Raw genomic sequence first — 20,955 nt, forward strand, 5'->3', positions numbered from 1 at the left:
TTATTGATGTTATAGCTTACAAATATCTGCAATTTTCTATAAACGACAATAAGTTTTATTGTATTTTTGTATCCTCAACCTAACTTAATAGTAAGAATGAAGCAGTTAAGTACCCGTGCAGAAATGCAATATAATATACATACCCTGTCCAACGGTCTTCGCATCATCCATGAGCCTTCGCTTTCAAAGGTGGCTTATTGTGGATTTGCCGTAGATGCCGGCACCCGTGATGAGGCTGAAAACGAACAAGGAATGGCCCACTTTGTGGAGCACCTGATTTTTAAAGGTACCCGGAAACGGAAGGCATGGCATATCCTGAATCGTATGGAGAATGTAGGAGGCGACCTGAATGCATATACCAATAAGGAAGAGACGGTGATCTATTCGGCATTCCTGACCGAACATTTTGGGCGGGCACTGGAATTGCTGGCAGATATTGTTTTTCACTCCACTTTTCCGCAGAACGAGATAGAAAAGGAGACGGAAGTGATTATCGACGAAATACAGTCATACGAAGATACTCCTTCGGAGCTTATTTTCGATGACTTTGAAGATATGATTTTCCGGAATCATCCGTTGGGACGCAACATTCTGGGCAGGCCGGAATTGCTGAAGCAATTCCGAAGCGGGGATGCGGTTGCTTTTACTTCCCGGTTCTATCAACCTTCCAATATGGTATTCTTTGTTTTGGGCAACTTCAACTTTCAGAAAATAGTCCGCCAGGTGGAGAAACTGTTGGCAGACCTTCCGTTGATTGGAGTCGATAATCACCGTACTCCGCCTCCCCTTTACGTACCGGAGCATCTGGTTGTCCATAAGGAGACCCATCAGGCGCATGTGATGATTGGCAGTAGGGGATACAATGCTTATGATGATAAACGTACCGGCTTGTATCTGCTGAATAATATTCTGGGTGGTCCGGGGATGAACAGTCGCCTGAATGTTTCTCTCCGCGAGCGAAGAGGATTGGTCTACACTGTGGAGTCCAATCTGACATCGTATACGGATACGGGAGCTTTCTGCATCTATTTTGGAACCGACCCTGCGGATGTGGATACTTGTCTGCGGTTGACTTACAAAGAACTGAAAAGGATGCGGGATGTGAAAATGACCTCTTCGCAGCTGATGGCTGCTAAAAAACAACTGATCGGGCAGATTGGAGTTGCTTCGGATAATAATGAAAATAATGCGTTGGGGATGGCAAAGACCTTCTTGCATTACCACAAGTATGAATCATCCGAATCTGTTTTCCGGCGAATCGAAGCATTAACTGCAGAAGGGTTGCTGGAGGTAGCCAATGAGATGTTCGCAGAGGAATATCTTTCTACACTGATCTACAGATAAGAAGAAAAGGAAGAGGGTGCATCTGAGGATTGACATTACTATTAGACACACAATTAATACTTATATAAATCTTTACGATGCACTCTCTGACCTTGGAATATATAAACTAAAAAAACATCATAATCAGGGCTATGCCGAATCGCATAGACACCCGTAGTACAGAAAGTGCTAAATAAGAATATGCCTGAGCGCAAATACATAGTATTTTGGTGCAGGCTTAACTCTGTTATGAAGAGTATAAAAAGAAGTGTATTCTTTGAATGTTATTAATTTCTGAGAGTCCGTCTTGGCAGCCGGATGGAGGTTATTGCTTTGTTTATACGGGTTGGCCGAATCCGAAACAGCCTTTTTGACCAGTATCCCTTGATTAAAGTCGAATAGGTCATGTCCTGAGTTATCAAAAGAAGGTATGTTGTGAGTATGGCTTTTTACGGCAGTAGTGACTGTCACCCCGTTATTGGCGGGTTGTAGAGCACTGCTTTTCTGGATACCGAATACCAAAAATAACAGGCATAGCATTAATAGTTTGATGTATGCTGCCATAATTGGCGGCAAATGTATGGATTAATACGGATCTTTACTTCGGGTGGCTTTGCTTTTTCTCGGGTTATTAATCATTTTTAATAATAGAAGATTGAACCGTCCAAAGGAGCTGACCGACAGTGGGGCCATTAGTCACCTTGGATGGTTCAGTCTGCGGAGTTTGATTTATACTTTTAGTTTAATCTTAGCTTTGACCAGTAATCCTGTGATACCGACAATAATCAGTGAGAATATGGCCGATTTCATTAATCCCGGTATGCCGCTGCCCAATGCGGTGGGGTAGTGTAATCCAAGTAGTTGTTGCATTGCATACCAGATATATGGAATGATATAGCAGGTAAGGGTTGCGGTTCCTGCCGGTTTGATAATATCGAACCAGCCGGTTTTGCCTTTTATGTCAGTCAGCCAATAGAAGAAGCCGAATGACGGGAAGAAAGCTGCCGTACAGAAGAAGAACCAGCTTGGAGTGGCTTGTATCTTTGAGATAATCCAGAAAGGATGTGAGGCAAAGCCGGCTGCCAGCATAAGGAGGCCCAGACCGCATAATATCCCTATAAACTTTCCGGGGCGTTCGGGGCTGGCATATTTCTGCATCAATAGTGAAGTTAGCATGCCCGATATTCCGAATGCGTGTAATGTCATATCACTTGGTATGAATGGAAGCGGCAGGACGTCTGCATGATTCAGCAATGCCAGGGCGATAAACAGTACCCAGACGAAAAGGTTGCGTACCAGGCTTTCCCGGGTAAATAAATATACAGAGGCACAGATTACATAGGTCCAGCCAATAAGGCCCAGAATTCCCCACCATTTCTGCTGGAAAGGTGCTCCATGAAATCCTTTGTAGAGGATCAGGAAAGTCAACAGTAAAATACCTGCTGTCTTCATTCCCGTATAGAGATATTTTTTTCGGGTGGTTATCGGTTTAGGGTATACTCCCCAGATCAGGAAGAAGCCAATCACCATAATGATAGAGAACCAGGGATGGGAGAGTCCTGCCACTCCTCCGCTGTTTACAGAGAAAAGTCCCATAACAACCAGTGCCACGGTTCGCCAGAAAATATGCATAATCACTTGGAGCGGTGAATCGCCCTTTTGGTATCGGTTTTGTACCGCAAACGAAATAGACATGCCCATGCAGAACAGGAAAGCTGGGAAAATAGTATCGGAGAAGCCCAACATGTCTTCTGTCATTGCTGCGTGTCCAAGCCAATGGGGGATGTTTCTGAGTCCGGGAATATCATTCACAAAAAGCATAAGGAACATGGTGAGTGCACGGAATACATCGACCGCAGCGACTCGTTGGGGGGAGGAGGTTTTCATAATGTGTTAAATTAATCAGGGGTTATGCTCACAAAGATAGCGTAAAAATGTTTAAAGTCTGCTGTCTTCCGGCTTATTCCGCTTATCTTTGCCTGAAAACCTAAAAAATTATGATGACATTAAGCCGTATTACGAGTGCTGACGATTCACGTCTGAACCGTTTGATTCCTTTGTACGAGGAGTCTTTTCCCGAAAGTGAGAGAAGAAAAATCGGGCAGTTGAAACGAATGATTGAGAACCATACCCCCATGTATTTCAATGCTATTGAATGTGATGGAGAGTTGAGTGGAATGTTTGTATACTGGGATATGGGTGACTTCTACTATTTGGAACACCTGGCTGTATTCCCGGAAATGCGGAATAAAAAGATAGGGCAGCAGGTGCTTGATTATGTGGCCGGACACCTGAAAGGACTGCGCCTGCTGGAAGTAGAGCCTACGGAAGATGAAATGACTACCCGGCGCGTGAACTATTATCGGCGTAACGGATACAAGGTGCTCGATAAAACCTATGTACAGCCTTCTTATCATGCTATGGAGAACGCCTGTCCACTTTGGATTATGGGAAATGAAGATTCTCCCCGACTGTCTGAACAGGTGGAAAGAATTAAAGAGGAAGTGTATAGGCAGCAGATAGGATGAGGCCTTATAAATGTGTCAAAACTATCGCTGGCTCCACAGAAAAACAGAGATCGAGTAGGTCTCGGTCTTAATTTCTGTGTTAATCTGTGGAGGCAGCGGTGGGTGAAAAGGTCTTTTACTGCCTTTTCGTGTTTTTAAAAGATTGATTTTGCAATTCCCATTTCCAGTCCTCTTAGCTCGGCAAGTCCGCGCAGGCGTCCAATGCAGGAGTATCCCGGATTTGTTTTCTTCTTTAAATCGTCCACCATTTGGTGTCCATGATCCGGACGCATGGGGATAGATACTTTTCTTCTCTGTTGTAATTCAAGGAAAGCTTTCATGACCCGGTACATATCTACGTCTCCTTCCAGGTGGTTGGCTTCGTAGAAATTTCCTTCGGAATCTCGCTGAGTGCTTCGGAAGTGGACAAAATTGATACGATCGCCGAATTGTTTCATCATACCTTCCAAGTCGTTGGCACTGCTTACTCCAAGTGATCCGGTACAGAGACAAAGCCCGTTCGATTCATTAGGCACAGCATCGATCAGTGCCTGAAAATCGGCCGCACAACTCATGATACGCGGTAAACCCAGAATGGGGCAGGGTGGGTCATCCGGATGAATCACCAGCTTTACACCGGCCTCGTCTGCTACCGCAGTCACTTCTTTCAGGAAGTAGATTAAGTGGGCACGTAGCTTATCCGCGTCGATACCTTTGTAACGATTCAGTTCCTGTTGAAACTGCTCCAGTGTGAAACTCTCTTCCGAACCGGGAAGTCCGGCAATCATATTACGGACAAGGAGTTGTTTTTCCGTTGCGTCCATCTGTTCGAAACGAATTTTTGCTTTGGCTTTTTCTTCATCGGTATAGTCGTTCTCTGCACCCGGTCGTTTCAGTAAGAAAAGATCGAAAGCGATAAAAGCGGCACGTTCAAAACGAAGTGCTTTGGAGCCATCGGGTAGGGTATAGGCAAGATCGGTGCGAGTCCAGTCGAGTACGGGCATAAAATTGTAGGTAACGATATGAATGCCACATTTACCGAGGTTACGTAAGCTCTCTTTGTAGTTTTCGATGTATTTTCTGTAATCGCCTGTCTGGGTTTTGATGTGCTCGTGTACCGGGACACTTTCTACTACCGACCATCGCAGACCGACGGATTCGATCAGTTCCTTTCGTTTCATAATTTCTTCTACAGTCCATACTTCGCCATTAGGGATGTGGTGGAGAGCGTTGACAATTCCCGTAGCTCCGGCTTGTTTAATGTCCCAAAGGCTGACAGGATCATCCGGTCCATACCAGCGCCAGGTTTGTTCGGAAAGAAAGAGTTTACTCTTTGATGAAGTGATATAAGGTTGATTCATAAGTCATTTTTTACTTTTGAAAGTAGGTTTAATCATTCTGTTCGTTTTATCTCTGGGGAGGGAAGATGCATGGGAGAGGCCTCTTTACATTGCAAAAGCATTGAATCCGCCGTCCACTATGGCCACAGTGCCCGTTACGAAGCTTGCTGCGTCGCTGATCAGGTATTGTATTGTGCCGCATAACTCTTCAGCGCGTCCCATACGTCCGAATGGGGTTTGGCGGATGACATCCTGTCCCCGTTGAGTATATGTTCCGTCCGGATTGGTTAGTAAAGTGCGGTTCTGCTCTGTCAGGAAGAAACCGGGGGCAATGGCATTTATACGGATTCCTTCACCAAACTTTTTGGCAATTTCTGTGGCCATAAATGCGGTAAAGTTGGAAATGCCTGCTTTGGAAGCCGAATAACCGGCCACACGTGTCAAAGGACGGAAAGCTGCCATTGAGGAGAAATTGACAATAGCTCCGCTTTTCTGCTCTGTCATCGGTTTTAGAAATACTTGTGTCGGCAATACGGTACCGGTCAGATTAAGATCCACTACCTTCTGAAATTCATCTATTTTCAGATCGAAGATGTCACTTGCCGGTGCAATCGTAGCTCCCGGCATATTGCCGCCTGCCGCATTGAGCAATGCGTCTACCCGCCCATAAGCTTTCAATATATCTGCCAGGTTCTGTTCAAGGATGTTCCGGTCGAGTACATTGGTTGCCAGGAACAGAGCTTCGCCCCCTTTGGCGCATATTGTTTTTACTATCTCGTTGCCCACTTCGGCTTTACGTCCGAGGATAACGACCTTGGCACCTTCTTCTGCCAGATGGACTGCAATTGTTTTTCCCAATACTCCTGTTCCACCGGTAATGACCACTACCTTATCCTTTACACTAAATAAGTTTGCCATACTATTATATTTTAAGTTTAAACTTCTTGTTCTATAGCTCCGTTATCGCACACGCAGCATGCAAATATAGTTATAAAGTTGATGGAACGGTTCAAAAAAGGAAGGAAATTAATTTCTGCTCGACTCCTTTTATCGGGGATTGGCTATTGTTTGTTGCAGTATTAACAAACTTTCCGGTCCCATATTGAATAAGAGGTCGATGATACTCAGGTTGGGCAGGAACCCGTGACGGGTTTCGAAAACCTGATAATAAGGTTGGGGAATAAACTCCGGATCGGCTTGGCGGAAATTCTTTTTGGGATGGATGGCTTCCCGGAAGTCTATTTCGTTCGGGGCGAAGTCCGTTTTATATTCGGTGGTTCGTTCCGTATCAGGTTGTATATCTATCAGCTTGCATACAAGCCGGCACAATTCTTCATTGAAATCTGTGAGGAATTCATATTTCTTTTCATAGAAAGGGCGAAAATCGTCTTTATAATATTCAAAAAAAGGGGTGCTGTTATAGGCCGACTCCATTGCATTCCAGTGCAGGTGCCTCCAGTTGCCATGGTCGGAAATCCGGATATCCTTCATCGGACATTTCGGGTTTTCCGGTTTTACGGTAGGAACAGAAAGTGCCAGTTCTCCCTCCGGACCTGCAATAGTACAGCGGTTCCGGTAAGTCTGTTTCATGTAATGATCGTGCTGCTCGATGAATATTTTATCGTAATTCAACAGTTTACTATAATATTCTATGGGTGCCAGGTAGGCAGAAGAGAGATAAGCGACTTTCATGGGTGGTTGATACTTTATGATTACTTGGTTGCTGATATATAATTTGTGGTTTGTGGGACTGACTACTTCACCGGTTGGAAGAATCGGTTCCAGCGGTATCCGTTGAAGATTCCCGTATGGTCTTTCTTTGAGAACCAGATTCGCGAAGCTTTCCCAATGACATGATCTTGCGGCACAAAGCCGAACAAGCGGGAATCGGAGAGATTTACCGAGTTATTGGAAGCCATCCAGTAATAATCTTTAGTAAAATAGCAATGCTGTGAAGGGCGACCTTCGATGTAGAGCGTATCGTTCCGGATTTCCGCTTGTTTGCCTTCATGCAACACCAGCGTATTCCGCAACAGGGTCCTGTTCCACGGATAAACTCTGACGGCCTTTCCTTTGCCCGGGATGATGAGCGGTTTAGTTTCTTCCTGCCGGCTTTGGCTCAGAGGTTGTATCCAGCTTTTTCCGTTCATCGCCTGTTCAAGCAGATAATATTCGTAACGGCTGAAGCTTCGTACATTCTTGCCTTCATGCTGCCCCATCAGTTCGTTGGAGCCGATGGAAAGAATAGAAAGTAGTGAGTCTAACTGCTGTTCCTTGGTCTGTGGATAAGTGTAGAGTTGTTTCCGGTCCGGTCCGAGTTGTGTGTTGCGGTCTACTACATTGAATAGTGAATCGATAAGCAAAGTATCTCCCGGTACACCGATACACCGGCTGATATAGATTTCTCTCCGGTCGATGACCGGTTCTTTGATAGCCGCGGGATTATTGAATACGACGATGTCGTCTTTATCAATGCGCCTTGGATTCCAGCGGTGGTAGGAGAACAGTGACATATAAGGTACCCGAAGTCCGTAGCTCCACTTATTGACCAGAATACGTTCGCCTTGGAAAAGGGAGTTCTCCATGCCCGATGAAGGTATCAGGCATGAGGTAAAAGCAAAGCCGCGGAGCAATAATACGATAACTATTGCTCCGGCAAATGCTATAATCCATTTAAATCCCTTTCTCATTACTACTTAGTCTACCCACTTAAAGATGCGGTTCCAGCGGATTTTACCGTCAAACCAGCCACGGTCTTTATCCAATGACAGCCATACGACGATCGGTTTACCTACTACGTGGTCTTCGGGTACGAATCCCCAATAACGGGAATCAGCCGAATTATGCCGGTTATCACCCATCATCCAGTAATAATCCAGCTGGAAAGTATACTGGTCTGTCTTCACACCGTTAATGTAGATTCCGTCTTCTTTCTGTTCCAGTTTATTGCCTTCGTAGGCAGTGATGCAACGTTCGTAGATAGGCAGATTATCCGGAGTCAGCGTGATAGTGGCTCCCTTTGCCGGAATCCAGATAGGGCCGTAATTGCTGCGGTTCCAGTGAGTATATAAATTCAGAGGATACATGTCTCCGGCATAATCTTCCGGCTCTATCACGATTTTGCTGATCAACTTTTTGTTGGCGGACAGAGTATCATACATTTTTTTTGTGAGCGGAAGGTGATATACAGGATTCAGCCTGCCTTGGGCGTTTCGTCCATCCATTCCTAACTCAACCAACCCTTCTTCATAACCTGCTCCTTCGGGAGTTAATCCCTGGTCGGCTTTACTGATCCCCAGTTCGCGGAACATCTCTTCTGTGATATACGGACCCGTAGTTTGCACAAAGTAGTTGAATTGCAGGTTCTCAGGGTTTTCTATTGCCTTCCCGTCAATCATCACCTGACCGTTGATAATTTGGAGTGTATCGCCCGGCAGCCCTACACAACGTTTTACGTAATTCTCCCGGCGGTCCACCGGACGGGTGACAACCTTGCCGTACCGTTGGGGATTGGACATTATTTCTTTTCGTCCGGCATTGTAATATAAATCGTATACTGTTTTCTGTTGTTCCCGGGTCAGACTGTCCATATTGATCGGATTCGGATAAATCTGCTTCCCGATGTTGTATGCCAGTGTATAAAAGTCGGCATCCGGAAAGTTCAGCGCAACAGTGTCTCCTGCAGGGAAGTTAAACACTACAATATCGTTCAGTTTTACTTTACCGAACCCGGGCACACGTTTGTATTTCCACTGAGGCCACTCAATGTACGACTTGGTGTTCAGTATCGGCAGTGTATGCTGTGCCAATGGCATCGATAGCGGAGTATTCGGTACACGGGGACCATAGCTCATCTTGCTTACATACAGGAAGTCTCCCACCAGCAATGATTTTTCCAGCGAGGAGGATGGGATCTGATAATTCTGAAAGATATAGATGTTCACGAAATATACTGCCACCAAAGCGAAAACGATGGCATCTACCCAACTCATTACGCTTCGGACAGTCGGGTTCTTTGACTTCTTCCAGAATGACCAGGGGATTTTCTTGGTAATGTAAACATCGAAAATGAAAGGAACCACAATCAGTCCCCACCAGCTTTTCACCCAGATCAGGAAGATCAGATAAAGAAGAATGGCAATGGAACACTTTATCCATTGAGTACGTGTTGCTTTTCTCATGATGTTAGTCTTTTAAGAATGGGAATAAATCGCTCATACCCAGATAGCCTTCATGGGTTGCTGTGTATTCTGCGGCAAGTACCGCACCCAAAGCAAAACCTCCCCGGTTTTTGGCATCGTGGGTGATGGAGATACTGTCCGCCTCCGAATCGTAACGGATGGTGTGGATACCGAATACTTCGCCTTCACGGATGGAGTGAATCGGCAACTCGTTCGCTGAGTGTGCTTCCTCTTTTACCCAAACGTTTTTACGTTCCATGTTTTCAAGAATACCTTCTGCCAGCGTGATGGCCGTTCCGCTTGGTGCATCGAGCTTGTGCACGTGGTGGGTTTCACTCATGGTCACGTCATATGCCGGGAACTGGTTCATTATTTTAGCCAGATACTTATTGACTGCCGAGAAGATGGCTACGCCCAGGCTGAAATTGGATGACCAGAACAGGGTTTTTCCACCTTTGCTGCATAGTTCCTTTACTTCATCGCCGTGCTCTGCCATCCATCCGGTACTGCCCGAAACTAACTTTACACCTACTTTGAAAGCTCTCATATAATTGCTGTAGGCTACCATGGGATTAGTGAACTCAATAGCCACATCTGCCGATTTAAACGCTTCGGATTCGAAATCATCCTGATTATTGATGTCGATAATGCTGACAATTTCGTGTCCGCGACTGAGGGCTACTTTTTCGATTTCCCTGCCCATTTTTCCGTAACCTATTAATGCTATTTTCATTGTTTTACTGACTTTATAGACTTTATATCCAAAATATTAGTCGCAAAGATAGGATTTTTATTACATTTGTCGAGCACATTAACGTCTTGTTAACAATGGAACACCTCCTACACTATGTGTGGAAACACAAAATCTTTCCTCTTCATGAACTGCAAACAACCACCGGGCTGCCTGTTGAAGTGATTGATACGGGACTGCCGAATCCTAATGCAGGCCCCGATTTTTTTAATGCCAAACTAAAGATTGACGGTACGCTTTGGGTAGGTAATGTCGAAATACATGCAGTCTCTTCCGATTGGTTCCGTCACGGGCATGATCATGATATAGCCTATGACTCAGTGATTTTACACATTGCCACGGAAATAGATTGTGAGATATACCGCACCAATGGTGAACCTGTCCCGCAACTCCGGTTGGCTTGTCCCCGCCGGGTGAAGGAACATTATGACGAGCTTTGCCGGGCAGACGTACATCCACCTTGCTATTCGATCTTGGAAACTCTTTCCAAACTAACGGTTCATTCCTGGCTGACAGCTTTACAGACCGAGCGTTTCGATCAGAAGAACCAGACCATATCCCGGCGGCTTCAGCGCTGCAACCAACATTGGGAGGACGCCTTTTTCATCACGCTGGCACGTAATTTTGGTTTCGGACTGAATGGAGATGCTTTTGAATCCTGGGCGAATCTGCTTCCGTTCCGCTCCATTGATAAGCATCGTGACGACCTGACACAAGTGGAAGCTTTCTTCTTTGGACAGGCCGGTTTGCTGGAGGGAGAACCTGTTGACGATTATTTCAGTTGGATGCAGAAGGAATTCCGTTATCTGCAACATAAGTTTGAACTTCCACCGGTGATGAATGCTTCTTTGTGGCGTTTTCTCCGTCTTCGTCCCGGCAATTTTCCACATGTGAGGCTGGCACAACTGGCTTCCCTATATTACAAAGAGCGTTCCCTGTTTTCACGTGTCATGGAAGCGCAAACCCTGAAAGAGTTAAAGTCGATCTTTTCCGGCCATACTTCTGCTTATTGGGAGGAGCACTTCATGTTTGGCAGGACCTCTCCCCGGAAGGAGAAAAGCATCGGTTCCGGTGCAAGGGAACTGATCATTATCAATACGGTCATACCTTTTCTGTATGCTTACGGTTTGCATAAGGCAGACGAAAGGTTGTGTGAACGCGCAGCTTCATTGCTTGAAGAGTTGAAAGCTGAAAACAACTACGTCACCCGCATGTGGAGCGAAGCCGGAATTCCTGTCCGGACAGCAGCGGACAGTCAGGCGTTGTTACAGTTACAGAAGGAATATTGCGACAAGAAGAAATGTCTTTATTGCCGCTTCGGATATGAATACCTGAAACATAAATAATTCTGTCCTTCCCGATTGGATATTAGGAAGATATATTATCTTTGCCCGCTGAAAATGCGGGGTGGGATTCCCCGTCTTAATAACCCATTCATTATGAAAGTGAAAAGATTTGTGCTTTGTCTGTTTATGCTTACCCTGATGGGAGGCATTTGCTTTATTTCCTGTGGAAATACTTCGAAAGCGAAGGCAGAGAGTGCCGCTACTGCGGAAACGGCTGATGAACCTTTCCAGACGTTTCTGAAGAAGTTCACCTCAAGTGCTTCTTTCCAGTATACCCGTGTGAAGTTTCCGTTAAAAACTCCCATCACTCTGATGACGGACGATGGAAATAGCGAGAAAACCTTCCCCTTTACACAAGAGAAATGGCCGTTGCTGGATGGCGAGACTCTAAAAGAGGAACGCATTACCCAGGAGGAAGGAGGAATCTATGTTTCTAAATTTACGGTGAACGAACCTACCCATAAAGAGTTTGAAGCCGGGTATGAGGAGTCGGAAGTTGACTTACGTGTGATATTCGACTTGATTGATGGTAAATGGTATGTAACCGATTGCTATACCGGGTGGTATGGATACGATCTGCCGATTGACGACCTGAATGAAACTGTGAAGCAGGTGAAAGAAGAGAATCAGACTTTTAAAGAATTGCATCCATAGAGAATCTGATATCAGGGGGAGGATCACTCAAGGGCTCCCTCTCTTTTAAAGAAAAGATAGGTTACTGCTCCAAGATATGCAAGTCGACTAACATCGCCGTGTACTGGTCAAGATTTTACGTACCGGAGTAAATCGTTTTACGTACCGAGGTAAATGGCTTTACATGCCGACGTAAAAGCCTTTACATGCCGGGGTAAATGCTTTTACATCGAAAGGAAAATACAGGTAAATATAATTTGCTGACTATCAGCGATAATGAAACGGATGCCAAACTACGCATTGTCCGGATGAACTTTCTGTCAGAATGCCGAACGGACGGCAATGTTGTATTTGGTGAGCGTAGTGCTTTTATGGATAGCTTTCCAACTTTTCCGGTCGATCTGTGGAGCCAGATATTCCCAGAATGTTTTCATCTTGGTTACCAGTTGCGCTTCGCCACCTTGTATCTGCTCTTCATAATGAAGGAAAACGGCTGTGTGCAGTGCCTTAAGCTTTTCATGCCACTCTTCGGGAGAAAGCTTTCTGCCTTCTTTGTACTCCCAGCCTAATGCAGGGTTTGTCAGTAATCCGCGTCCGATCATCACTCCGGCAAGGCTTGGGAACTTGTCGGTAATGCGGTGGATGTCCGCTATGGTCAGGATATCCCCATTATAGACTACGGGATGTCTGCATGCTTCGTAGAAAGAGGTAAATCCCTCCATGTCTACCTCACCTTTGTATTGCTGGATGCCCAACCGGGGATGGAGGGTGATTTCGGTCAGGGGAGCAGCGTTAAGCAACGGTATCAGTGACAGGCATTCATCCGGTTTTTCCCATCCCAGACGCATCTTTACCGAAAAGCGTATGTCGGGAAATTGTTCCGTTTGTTTTAGCAATGCCTCCACCTTGTCGGGATAAGGCAGCATGCCGGACCCGCATTGTCGTTTTGCCAACATCGGGAAAGGACAGCCGAGATTGATGTCTATCTCCCGATAGCCCTGTTCGATGAAGAGGGCGATCATACGCTCTGTTTTATCCGCTTCGGAGGCTATGAGTTGCGGGATAAGGCGGGCCACCCGGTTGTTTTCGGGTAGAATGTCCCGAACGTCTTTGTGGCGGAACTCTCCCCGGTCTACTCGTACAAAAGGAGTATGATAGACATCTATGCCGCCGAAAACGGCGGCATGGGCATTACGATAGGCTGCCTCGGTATATCCCTGAAGCGGAGCGAAGTGGATAGGTAATGTATTATTCATCTGTTTTTAAAACATAAACATGGCTACACCTACGATACGGTTGTTACCGATGGAATGTGTATCGATGATTTTGCCGTTTTTAAGATTCAGTGAACCGTAAGCAGCGGAAGTATAGGTATATTCCACTCCAAACTTCCAGTGATTGACGTTGTATGTCAGTTCGGCTCCGGCAGTTACTACCTGGTCTACATTGGTTCCTGTTCCGTACAGTTGACCGGATGCTAAAGCATCACTTGTCCCCAGATTCTTGACATATCCCAGGAAGATACCCGGTTTCCATTTTTGTCCGTATACAACGTTCAGCCATGAACTGGATACCCGGATCGGTGTATATTTCTGTTCTCCGGTCTGCTTATCGATCGATTTGATTCCGAATCCACCGAGCATCGAAGTTTGTGTCAGATTAGAGCCCAATACGGTTTTGGCCCCTACAAACCAGTCTTTATTGCTGTATTTTACATGTCCTTCATAAGATAAAGTGGTGATGCGTTCGTTCACTTTATAAACTTTATCATCTATTTTTGACTCTGTACGGGGTTTTAGGGAGAGAAGTTCTATGCCTGCTCCGGCTATCCATCCGTTGGCTTTATAATCGAGTCCCAGATAGAATTCGGGGACACAGCTGTTCTTTATATAAGCCTGGCTCTTGCCCGCAATGCCTTGCGATAAATACTGCGATTGCCAGACTGCGGCTCCTGTCAGTTGGAATCCCTTATGTGTATAGCGATAGCGAATTTGAGGGGCACGGCTGAATGGCTGGAAAGGTGCACCCACCGAAAGATTCAGTATTTGTGGTGATACATCACCGAACAGCGGATGCCAGGTTTGGCCGAGTAAGAGAGCTGAACGTCCCCAATCCAGGTTCAGGTAGGCATGGCGTAAGCGGATGGTGGAGTAGGAAGTTCCTGAGCCGCGGAAGTCCACTTCTACTTTGGCAGAAGTCATGGCACGTCCCAATTTAGGGCCGGCTACGTCTATTCCCAGGCGGGTATATAAGGTATAAAAGCTACCGTTGGCAGTTGCGTTCAGGTCCTTGCCGTTTTCATCGAGTACTTCGTCTTTGGGATACATGTAAAACAATCCGTCTACTGTCTCTTCGTTAGCACGGCTGTTGTAATAAAGGTCTGTGCGAATCTGTCCGTAAAACTTATAACTAAAGTCTTTCTTTTGAGCAAAACTGCTTACTGCCATCATCAGGCAGGCAGATAAAATTAGATGCTTCTTCATTTTTTGTGTTATTTGTTAGATACAATGGGGATTTACCCGTTGAAGTTATTATCTTAAATCAACGTAAGATGGTTGTTTCACGCTGCAAAGGTAAGGAAATCATCTGACTGACCATGAAAAAGGATACCCGAAAGTAAACGTTTTCGGAAAAGGTTGTAAAATAGCACCGGATGGAGAATGAAATACTGGAATAAAGTATATATTTTTGCAAGATAAAAATAGAATAGACCATGAAAGTAAAAAAGATCAGTATTGCTAATGTGGAGGTCGATGCACTTCCCGAATTACTGGATAAAGAAAAGATCGGTTTCCAGACTATTGATAATGTGAATTGGGAAGCTTATCCTTATCGTCCGAAAGTGGAGTTCCGTATAGCCCATAGCGATGATGCTGTTTTGTTGCACTTTAATGTGAAAGAGGCCAGTGTGAGGGCTAAGTACGGAGAGGACAACGGGTCTGTGTGGACGGACTCTTGCGTGGAGTTCTTTTCTGTGCCTGCCGGTGACGGTATTTATTATAACATCGAATGCAACTGTATCGGGACGATTCTTATAGGTGCCGGAGCAGAACGTAACGACCGGGAGCGTGCCTCTCAGGAAGTGATGGATCAGGTAAAGCGTTGGGCCAGCCTGGGACGCCAGCCGTTCAATGAACGCATTGAAGAGTGTAACTGGGAAGTGGCGCTGATCATTCCATATACAGCATTCTTTAAACACAATATTACTTCTCTGGACGGAAAAACGATTACTGCGAACTTCTACAAATGTGGAGACGAATTGCAGACCCCGCATTTCCTTTCATGGAATCCGATTAAAATAGAGAAACCGGATTTCCATCGTCCCGATTTCTTCGGTACCTTGGAGTTTGAATAGAATGAACCTGCCCGTGTAAAAGCATGGAAAATAATAAAAGAAAGGTGTAGCCATCCCAGGATGACTACACCTTTTCTTTATCGGCAGATGATTGTGCCTATTTTACGATTCCACGTTTTGACTCCTTGACGAATGCAACGATATTTTCTATCTCTTCGCTCATGGGAACCTGGTCTACAATTTTTTGTACTGCATCCTGCAGGCTGAAATTGCCCTGATAGATCAAACGGTAAGCATTGGCAATATGTCGCAAGACCCTTTCGCTCGTATTTTTATGTTGTTGCAATACTACAGCGTTTACTCCGTGATATTCTACCGGATTTCCGGCCATAATAACATAAGGAGGTACGTCTTTTGATATGCGGCAACCGCTCTGAATCAACGTCCATTGTCCTACATGACAATATTGATGGAGTGTGACGTTTCCACTCAGGATCACGCAATCGTCCAAGGTACATTCTCCGGCAATTGTAGTACCGATACCGGCTACGCAATTGTCACCGATTTGTACGTCATGACAGACATGAATCTTGTCCATCAGGAAGTTGCCGTTGCCGATCTTTGTGGCGTTTCCGCCGAAAGTGGCCCGGCTGATGACTACATTCTCGCGGATATGATTGTTATCACCGATGATCAGTGAACTTTCTTCTCCTTTGTAATGGAAATCCTGTGGCTCCGCTCCGAGTACGGCGTGTTGATGCACTTTGTTACCTTTTCCCAGCTGCGTACCATTCAGTATGCTGGCATAAGACATAATGATGCAGTCGTCCCCTATTTCGACATTATCTTCAATGTAAGCGAACGGTTGAATGGTGACATTTTTACCGATTTTTGCCCCGGGGGCTATCGATGCTAATGGACTAATCATAATTGTATTGTATTTAAAGTTAATCTTCTCTTCCGCCGCCTAATGCCTGATAAAGGCTTACTACAGCCTGCATCCGGTCGAAAGTATCGTTTACCTGAGATAAACGGGCACTGAGCAAAGATTGTTCGGCCGACAATACTTCCAGATAAGTAGACGTCCCTAATTTAAACAATTCTTTTGTATATTCAGATGCTTTCTCTGATGATTCCACTTGCATTTTGCGGGAAGCTGTTTTTTCGGAAGCACTCTGATACTGGTACAGTGCATTGCTTACTTCACTTCCTGCATTCAGTATACTCTGTTGGAAGGCCAGTTTAGCTTCTTCCTGTTGTGCCTTGGCTATCTTCAGACGGGCGATGTTTGCACCCCGGTAGAACAGCGGCTGAGTAAGTGAACCAAGTACGGATGCCAGCAGTTTACCCGGGTTGACAATGGCGCTACCGGCACTGTTGGTCCATCCGGCTGACCCACTGATTGTGATCTGCGGATAGAAGGCGGCACGGGCTGAGTTTGCATTGTAATAAGTGCTGGCCAGAGCCATTTCGGCTGCTTTTACGTCCGGACGGTTAGAAAGTAGCTGCAAAGGAACACCTACTGAAAACTCTTCCGGCAATTGCTGTTCTTCAAGGACTCCCCGTTGAATAGTCTGCGGCGCCTGTGCCAGCAGCATAGACATGGCATTTTCGGTTTCGCGGATACTCTGCTGAATGGCTGGGATAGAGGCCAATACTTGTGCATAGGCAGCTTTGCTTTGTTCCACTCCGGCAGAGGTCGTGTTGAACATAGCGGCATCCTTCATAGCTTGCATAGTTTCAACATTACGTTTCATGATGTCGGCGGTCTGTTCGGTGATGTCGAGCTGACGGTCGAGCATTAATAACGTGTAGTATGTATTGGCAATTCCCGAGATGATCTGGGTCTGTACAGCTTGGCGATATGCTTTCGTTTGTAACAATGCTACTTGTGCACCCCGTTTGGCATTCAGCAGTTTGCCGAACAAATCGATCTCCCAACTGGCAGTTGCAGGCAGTGAATAAGTTTTCGTTGCCGCATGTTTGTCGAAACTGCTGATGGTTCCTTGTGGTGACAATCCGAGTGAAGGAGCATAAGCCAAGCGGGCTGACATCAGCGATGCCTGTGCCTCTTTCACTTTCAGTGCGGCAGTCAGCAGGTCAGTATTGTGAGTCAGTCCCTGTTCGATTAACGCTTGTAACTGAGGATCTGTGAAGACCTCTCTCCAAGGCAGATTTCCGAAGTTGGCAGTATCGGATACCAAAGTATCGGCAACAGATACTGTATCCCGGTAAAGCCCGGAAGCTTCTATATCCTTAGGTCTGTCATATGATTTATAGATGTGGCAGCTGCTCAGGAGAGCAGTTGCACACAACATACCTATAATTTGTTTCTTCATATTCTTTTCTTTATTCCTATTTAGCGTATTGTTCAATTTCTGTTTCTGCATCTGTATTATCGATGTCTTCCCATTCGATAGGTTTCACCTTCTCCTGTAAATACTGGAAGAGAACGAACAAAGCAGGAACCACAAATATCTGGCATATCATACCGATAAACATACCGCCTACCGCAGCTGTACCCAAAGCACGGTTACCATTGGCACCTACTCCCATGGCAAGCATCAACGGAATCAAACCTACTACCATTGCTAAAGAGGTCATCAGAATAGGACGGAGACGTGCACCTGCTCCCAATACGGCAGCCCAGGTGATGCTCATACCCATCTTACGACGGTCGAGGGCAAATTCGACAATCAGGATCGCATTCTTTGCTAACAAACCTATCAACATAATCAATGCAATCTGCATATAAATGTTGTTGGTAGCTGCTCCCAAAATAGGGATGATATTATTGGCCAATCCCATCAGGTGGGCAAAGATGAAGCTGCCTGCTAGACCGAAAGGAATAGAAAGCAATACAGCCAATGGTAAAATATAACTTTCGTACTGGGCACTCAGCAACAAATAAACGAATACGAAGCAAAGGACGAAGATCATAGCTGTGGAGCTGCCACTGGAGCTTTGTTCTTCGCGGGTCATACCCGAGAATTCATAGCCATATCCTGTAGGTAAAGTCTGTTCGGCTACTTCCTGCATTGCCTGGATGGCTTGACCGGAACTATAGCCGTCAGCGGGAGAACCGTTGATGGTCATAGCGGTAAACATGTTGAATCGCTTGATATTATCCGGTCCGTAGATGCGCTTAATATTCATAAACTGAGTGATAGGCGCCATTTCGTTACCATTGCGTATCTTGATTGACTTCAGCGACTCGAGGTTGGTGCGACTGTTCGGTTCCGCTTGAATCATTACGCGATACATTTTACCGAAGCGGTTGAAGTTTGAAGAATACAAACCACCGTAGTAGCCTTGCAAAGTGGTCAGAATATCGTTAGGTGATAGTCCGGCTTTCTTACAGGCAGCTGCGTCGATGTCTATCATGTATTGCGGGAAGTTCGGATTGAACGATGTTTGCGCTGATTGAATTTCGGGACGGGCCTGCAATTTAGAGATGAAATCCTGAGCCACCTCATAGAATTTGTCAAGGCTACCTCCCGTTTTATCCTGTAGGTTCATCTCAAAACCGTTGGACACACTATAACCCGGAATCATCGGTGGAGCGAACAACAGTACACGGGCGTCTTTAATCACTTCACGAGCTTTGAGGTATAACATGCCCGAAACAAAGTCTGAACGTTCTTTGATGGATCGCTCATCCCAGTTTTTCAGTTTACAAATAAATGAACCGTAGCTGGGTCCCTGTCCTGCTATGAAGCTATAGCCTACAATCATCGTACGGCTGTCGATTGCCGACTCTGAAGCTATCAGGCTGTCTACCTGTTGCATCACCGCTTCGGTACGTTCTTTAGAACTACCCGGGGGCATGTCGACAACAGCCATGATGGTACCTGTATCTTCATTCGGAACCAAACCGGTCGGGGTGATATTCATCAGGAAAATCATCAGGGCAAAGCCGGCTACTACCGCACTGATTGTAAGCCAAGGTTTCTGGATGAAGAATAGTACCCTTTTCTTATATTTTTTCAAAATCGTATCGTATGCCGCATTGAATGAAGCATGGAAACGTTTGGCAAGCGTCACTTTTTCTTTTTTGTTCGGATCGTGTGGTTTCAGTAGGATGGCACACAGTGCAGGACTCAATGTCAAAGCATTCAAGGCCGAAAGTGCAATAGCGATAGCCATTGTCAGACCGAACTGGCGATAGAATGTACCGGAAGTACCGGACATGAAACTTACCGGAATAAATACAGACATCATTACCAATGTGATAGAAACGATGGCACCTCCCAATTCATTCATGGCGTCGATGGAAGCCAGACGGGCTGATTTATAGCCTTGGTCAAGTTTTGCATGGACGCCTTCCACGACGACGATCGCATCATCGACCACAATCGCTATGGCAAGTACCATGGCACATAGTGTCAGAAGGTTGATACTGAACCCAATCAGATATAAGACAAAGAACGTACCGATCAATGCAACCGGGATGGCGATAGCAGGAATCAATGTAGAGCGTAGATCCTGCAGGAAAATGTATACCACAATGAATACAAGAATAAATGCCTCGATCAATGTCTTGACTACCTCATGAATAGAGGCGAACAAGAAGTCATTGGCATTCTGTGATACATTTACTTTGACGCCCGGTGGGAAGGTAGAAGCTGACTTATCCAGTAAGGCGAGGATGTCGTTGATAATAGCTGTCGCATTCGAACCGGCTGTCTGGAATACGATGATGGTTACTGCCGGATGCCCGTTCACTTTATTGGTAAATCCGTAAGTCAGACGTCCCAATTCTACACTGGCGATGTCTTTCAGTCGAAGTACCTGTCCGTCTTCAGTAGCACGGATTACAATATTCTCAAATTCTTCTTGACTTTGCAGGCGCCCCTTGTATCTCAGAGTATATTGAAAAGTCTGGTTACCCTCTTCACCGAATGCTCCCGGAGCAGCCTCAATGTTTTGTTCGGCCAACGCTGCGGAAACATCGGTAGGCATCAGGTGATATTGGGCCATGATATCCGGTTTCAGCCAGATACGCATTGAATAGTCTGCACCAAGTACCATGGCGTCACCTACACCCGGTACGCGCTGCACTTCCGGCACCAGATTGATCTTGGCATAATTTTCCAGAAATTCGTTATCGTATTTGTCATCGGAACTATATAAAGAGAATACCAGCAACATACTGGTCTGTCGTTTTGAAGTGATGACGCCTACTTTGGTTACTTCGGCGGGTAGCAGGCCTTGTGCTTTGGCTACGCGGTTTTGAACGTTTACCGCGGCCATATCCGGATCGGTGCCTTGTTTAAAGTATACGTCAATACGGGCTTCACCGGTATTGGTTGCTGTGGAACTCATGTACATCATGTTTTCCACACCGTTGATTTGCTCCTCCAGCGGGGCGACTACACTGTTTAATACCGTTTGTGCATTAGCACCCTGATAAGTGGTCGAAACGCTTACCGTAGGTGGGGCAATATCCGGATATTGGGAAATAGGCAGCGAAATCAAGCCCAGAATACCCAAGATTACTATAACGATGGAGATCACCGTAGATAGTACCGGACGATTAATAAATCTATCTAGTTTCATATTTAACTTGCTATGCTGAT

18 protein-coding genes are annotated in these 20,955 nt (G+C 45.7%); 5 read left to right on the forward strand and 13 right to left on the reverse strand.

Translation table 11 applies throughout. From position 1 onward, the window contains the following. Window positions 1-123 precede the first annotated feature (123 nt). Window positions 124-1,344 carry a pitrilysin family protein gene (locus tag DBK98_RS05055; protein ID WP_005779593.1) on the forward strand — a complete coding sequence of 407 codons (1,221 nt, stop codon included), beginning with the start codon at window positions 124-126 and terminating at the stop codon, window positions 1,342-1,344. A gap of 168 nt (window positions 1,345-1,512) precedes the next feature. Here DBK98_RS05055 and DBK98_RS05060 read toward each other — a convergent pair whose 3' ends face one another. Together DBK98_RS05060 and DBK98_RS05065 are read right to left on the reverse strand one after the other, a co-directional pair. Continuing rightward, entirely contained in the window at window positions 1,513-1,887 is a 375-nt protein-coding gene (locus DBK98_RS05060; protein WP_032536491.1) for a hypothetical protein, read from the reverse strand. A gap of 165 nt (window positions 1,888-2,052) precedes the next feature. Then, the gene (locus tag DBK98_RS05065) at window positions 2,053-3,210 is read right to left on the reverse strand and encodes a DUF5009 domain-containing protein (protein WP_022011656.1); all 1,158 of its coding nucleotides are present in this window, start codon (window positions 3,208-3,210) and stop codon (window positions 2,053-2,055) included. 110 nt (window positions 3,211-3,320) lie between these two features. Between DBK98_RS05065 and DBK98_RS05070 the strand changes: the two genes are divergently transcribed. After that, window positions 3,321-3,851, forward strand: a complete 531-nt coding sequence (locus tag DBK98_RS05070) for a GNAT family N-acetyltransferase (protein WP_005779586.1) — start codon at window positions 3,321-3,323, stop codon at window positions 3,849-3,851. A 134-nt stretch (window positions 3,852-3,985) separates the two neighbouring features. Here the strand turns inward: DBK98_RS05070 and uxuA are convergent, their stop codons facing one another. The 6 genes from uxuA to dapB form a co-directional block, all read right to left on the reverse strand. Then, entirely contained in the window at window positions 3,986-5,191 is a 1,206-nt protein-coding gene (uxuA, locus tag DBK98_RS05075) for a mannonate dehydratase (protein WP_005812313.1), read from the reverse strand. A gap of 84 nt (window positions 5,192-5,275) precedes the next feature. Then, entirely contained in the window at window positions 5,276-6,088 is an 813-nt protein-coding gene (locus DBK98_RS05080) for an SDR family oxidoreductase (protein WP_005779582.1), read from the reverse strand. 129 nt (window positions 6,089-6,217) lie between these two features. Then, on the reverse strand, window positions 6,218-6,862 hold the full coding sequence (locus DBK98_RS05085; protein ID WP_005779580.1) for a WbqC family protein: 645 nt from the start codon (window positions 6,860-6,862) through the stop codon (window positions 6,218-6,220). 62 nt (window positions 6,863-6,924) lie between these two features. After that, window positions 6,925-7,860, reverse strand: coding sequence for a signal peptidase I (gene lepB, locus DBK98_RS05090; RefSeq protein WP_005779579.1), 936 nt, complete (start codon window positions 7,858-7,860; stop codon window positions 6,925-6,927). A 6-nt stretch (window positions 7,861-7,866) separates the two neighbouring features. Then, window positions 7,867-9,351: a S26 family signal peptidase gene (locus DBK98_RS05095; protein WP_005779578.1), complete on the reverse strand. Its 1,485-nt coding sequence runs from the start codon at window positions 9,349-9,351 to the stop codon at window positions 7,867-7,869. A gap of 4 nt (window positions 9,352-9,355) precedes the next feature. Next, a complete protein-coding gene (gene dapB, locus DBK98_RS05100; protein ID WP_032536490.1) occupies window positions 9,356-10,084 on the reverse strand; it encodes a 4-hydroxy-tetrahydrodipicolinate reductase in 729 nt (242 codons plus the stop codon). Between the two features lie 95 nt (window positions 10,085-10,179). Between dapB and DBK98_RS05105 the strand changes: the two genes are divergently transcribed. Next, the gene (locus tag DBK98_RS05105) at window positions 10,180-11,448 is read left to right on the forward strand and encodes a DUF2851 family protein (RefSeq protein ID WP_032536489.1); all 1,269 of its coding nucleotides are present in this window, start codon (window positions 10,180-10,182) and stop codon (window positions 11,446-11,448) included. A gap of 93 nt (window positions 11,449-11,541) precedes the next feature. Continuing rightward, the gene (locus DBK98_RS05110) at window positions 11,542-12,102 is read left to right on the forward strand and encodes a DUF4348 domain-containing protein (RefSeq protein WP_005812309.1); all 561 of its coding nucleotides are present in this window, start codon (window positions 11,542-11,544) and stop codon (window positions 12,100-12,102) included. 299 nt (window positions 12,103-12,401) lie between these two features. Here the strand turns inward: DBK98_RS05110 and DBK98_RS05115 are convergent, their stop codons facing one another. Both DBK98_RS05115 and DBK98_RS05120 read right to left on the reverse strand, forming a co-directional pair. Next, window positions 12,402-13,337 (reverse strand): tRNA-dihydrouridine synthase family protein, encoded by a 936-nt coding sequence (locus DBK98_RS05115; RefSeq protein ID WP_005812306.1) that lies wholly within the window; start codon window positions 13,335-13,337, stop codon window positions 12,402-12,404. 6 nt (window positions 13,338-13,343) lie between these two features. Continuing rightward, window positions 13,344-14,564 carry a hypothetical protein gene (locus tag DBK98_RS05120; RefSeq protein WP_005779570.1) on the reverse strand — a complete coding sequence of 407 codons (1,221 nt, stop codon included), beginning with the start codon at window positions 14,562-14,564 and terminating at the stop codon, window positions 13,344-13,346. 230 nt (window positions 14,565-14,794) lie between these two features. Between DBK98_RS05120 and DBK98_RS05125 the strand changes: the two genes are divergently transcribed. Next, entirely contained in the window at window positions 14,795-15,436 is a 642-nt protein-coding gene (locus DBK98_RS05125; protein WP_005779568.1) for a carbohydrate-binding family 9-like protein, read from the forward strand. Window positions 15,437-15,533: 97 nt separating this feature from the next. Here DBK98_RS05125 and lpxA read toward each other — a convergent pair whose 3' ends face one another. The 3 genes from lpxA to DBK98_RS05140 are packed head-to-tail and all read right to left on the reverse strand — an operon-like array spanning window position 15,534 to window position 20,935. Further along, window positions 15,534-16,304 carry an acyl-ACP--UDP-N-acetylglucosamine O-acyltransferase gene (lpxA, locus tag DBK98_RS05130; RefSeq protein ID WP_032536488.1) on the reverse strand — a complete coding sequence of 257 codons (771 nt, stop codon included), beginning with the start codon at window positions 16,302-16,304 and terminating at the stop codon, window positions 15,534-15,536. Window positions 16,305-16,323: 19 nt separating this feature from the next. Beyond that, complete coding sequence (locus DBK98_RS05135; RefSeq protein WP_005779564.1) at window positions 16,324-17,715, reverse strand: efflux transporter outer membrane subunit; 1,392 nt, start codon at window positions 17,713-17,715, stop codon at window positions 16,324-16,326. Window positions 17,716-17,731: 16 nt separating this feature from the next. After that, window positions 17,732-20,935, reverse strand: coding sequence for an efflux RND transporter permease subunit (locus tag DBK98_RS05140; protein WP_005779563.1), 3,204 nt, complete (start codon window positions 20,933-20,935; stop codon window positions 17,732-17,734). Window positions 20,936-20,955: the final 20 nt, after the last annotated feature.

The organism is Bacteroides sp. PHL 2737 (assembly GCF_004115325.2).
Classification (GTDB): domain Bacteria; phylum Bacteroidota; class Bacteroidia; order Bacteroidales; family Bacteroidaceae; genus Bacteroides; species Bacteroides hominis.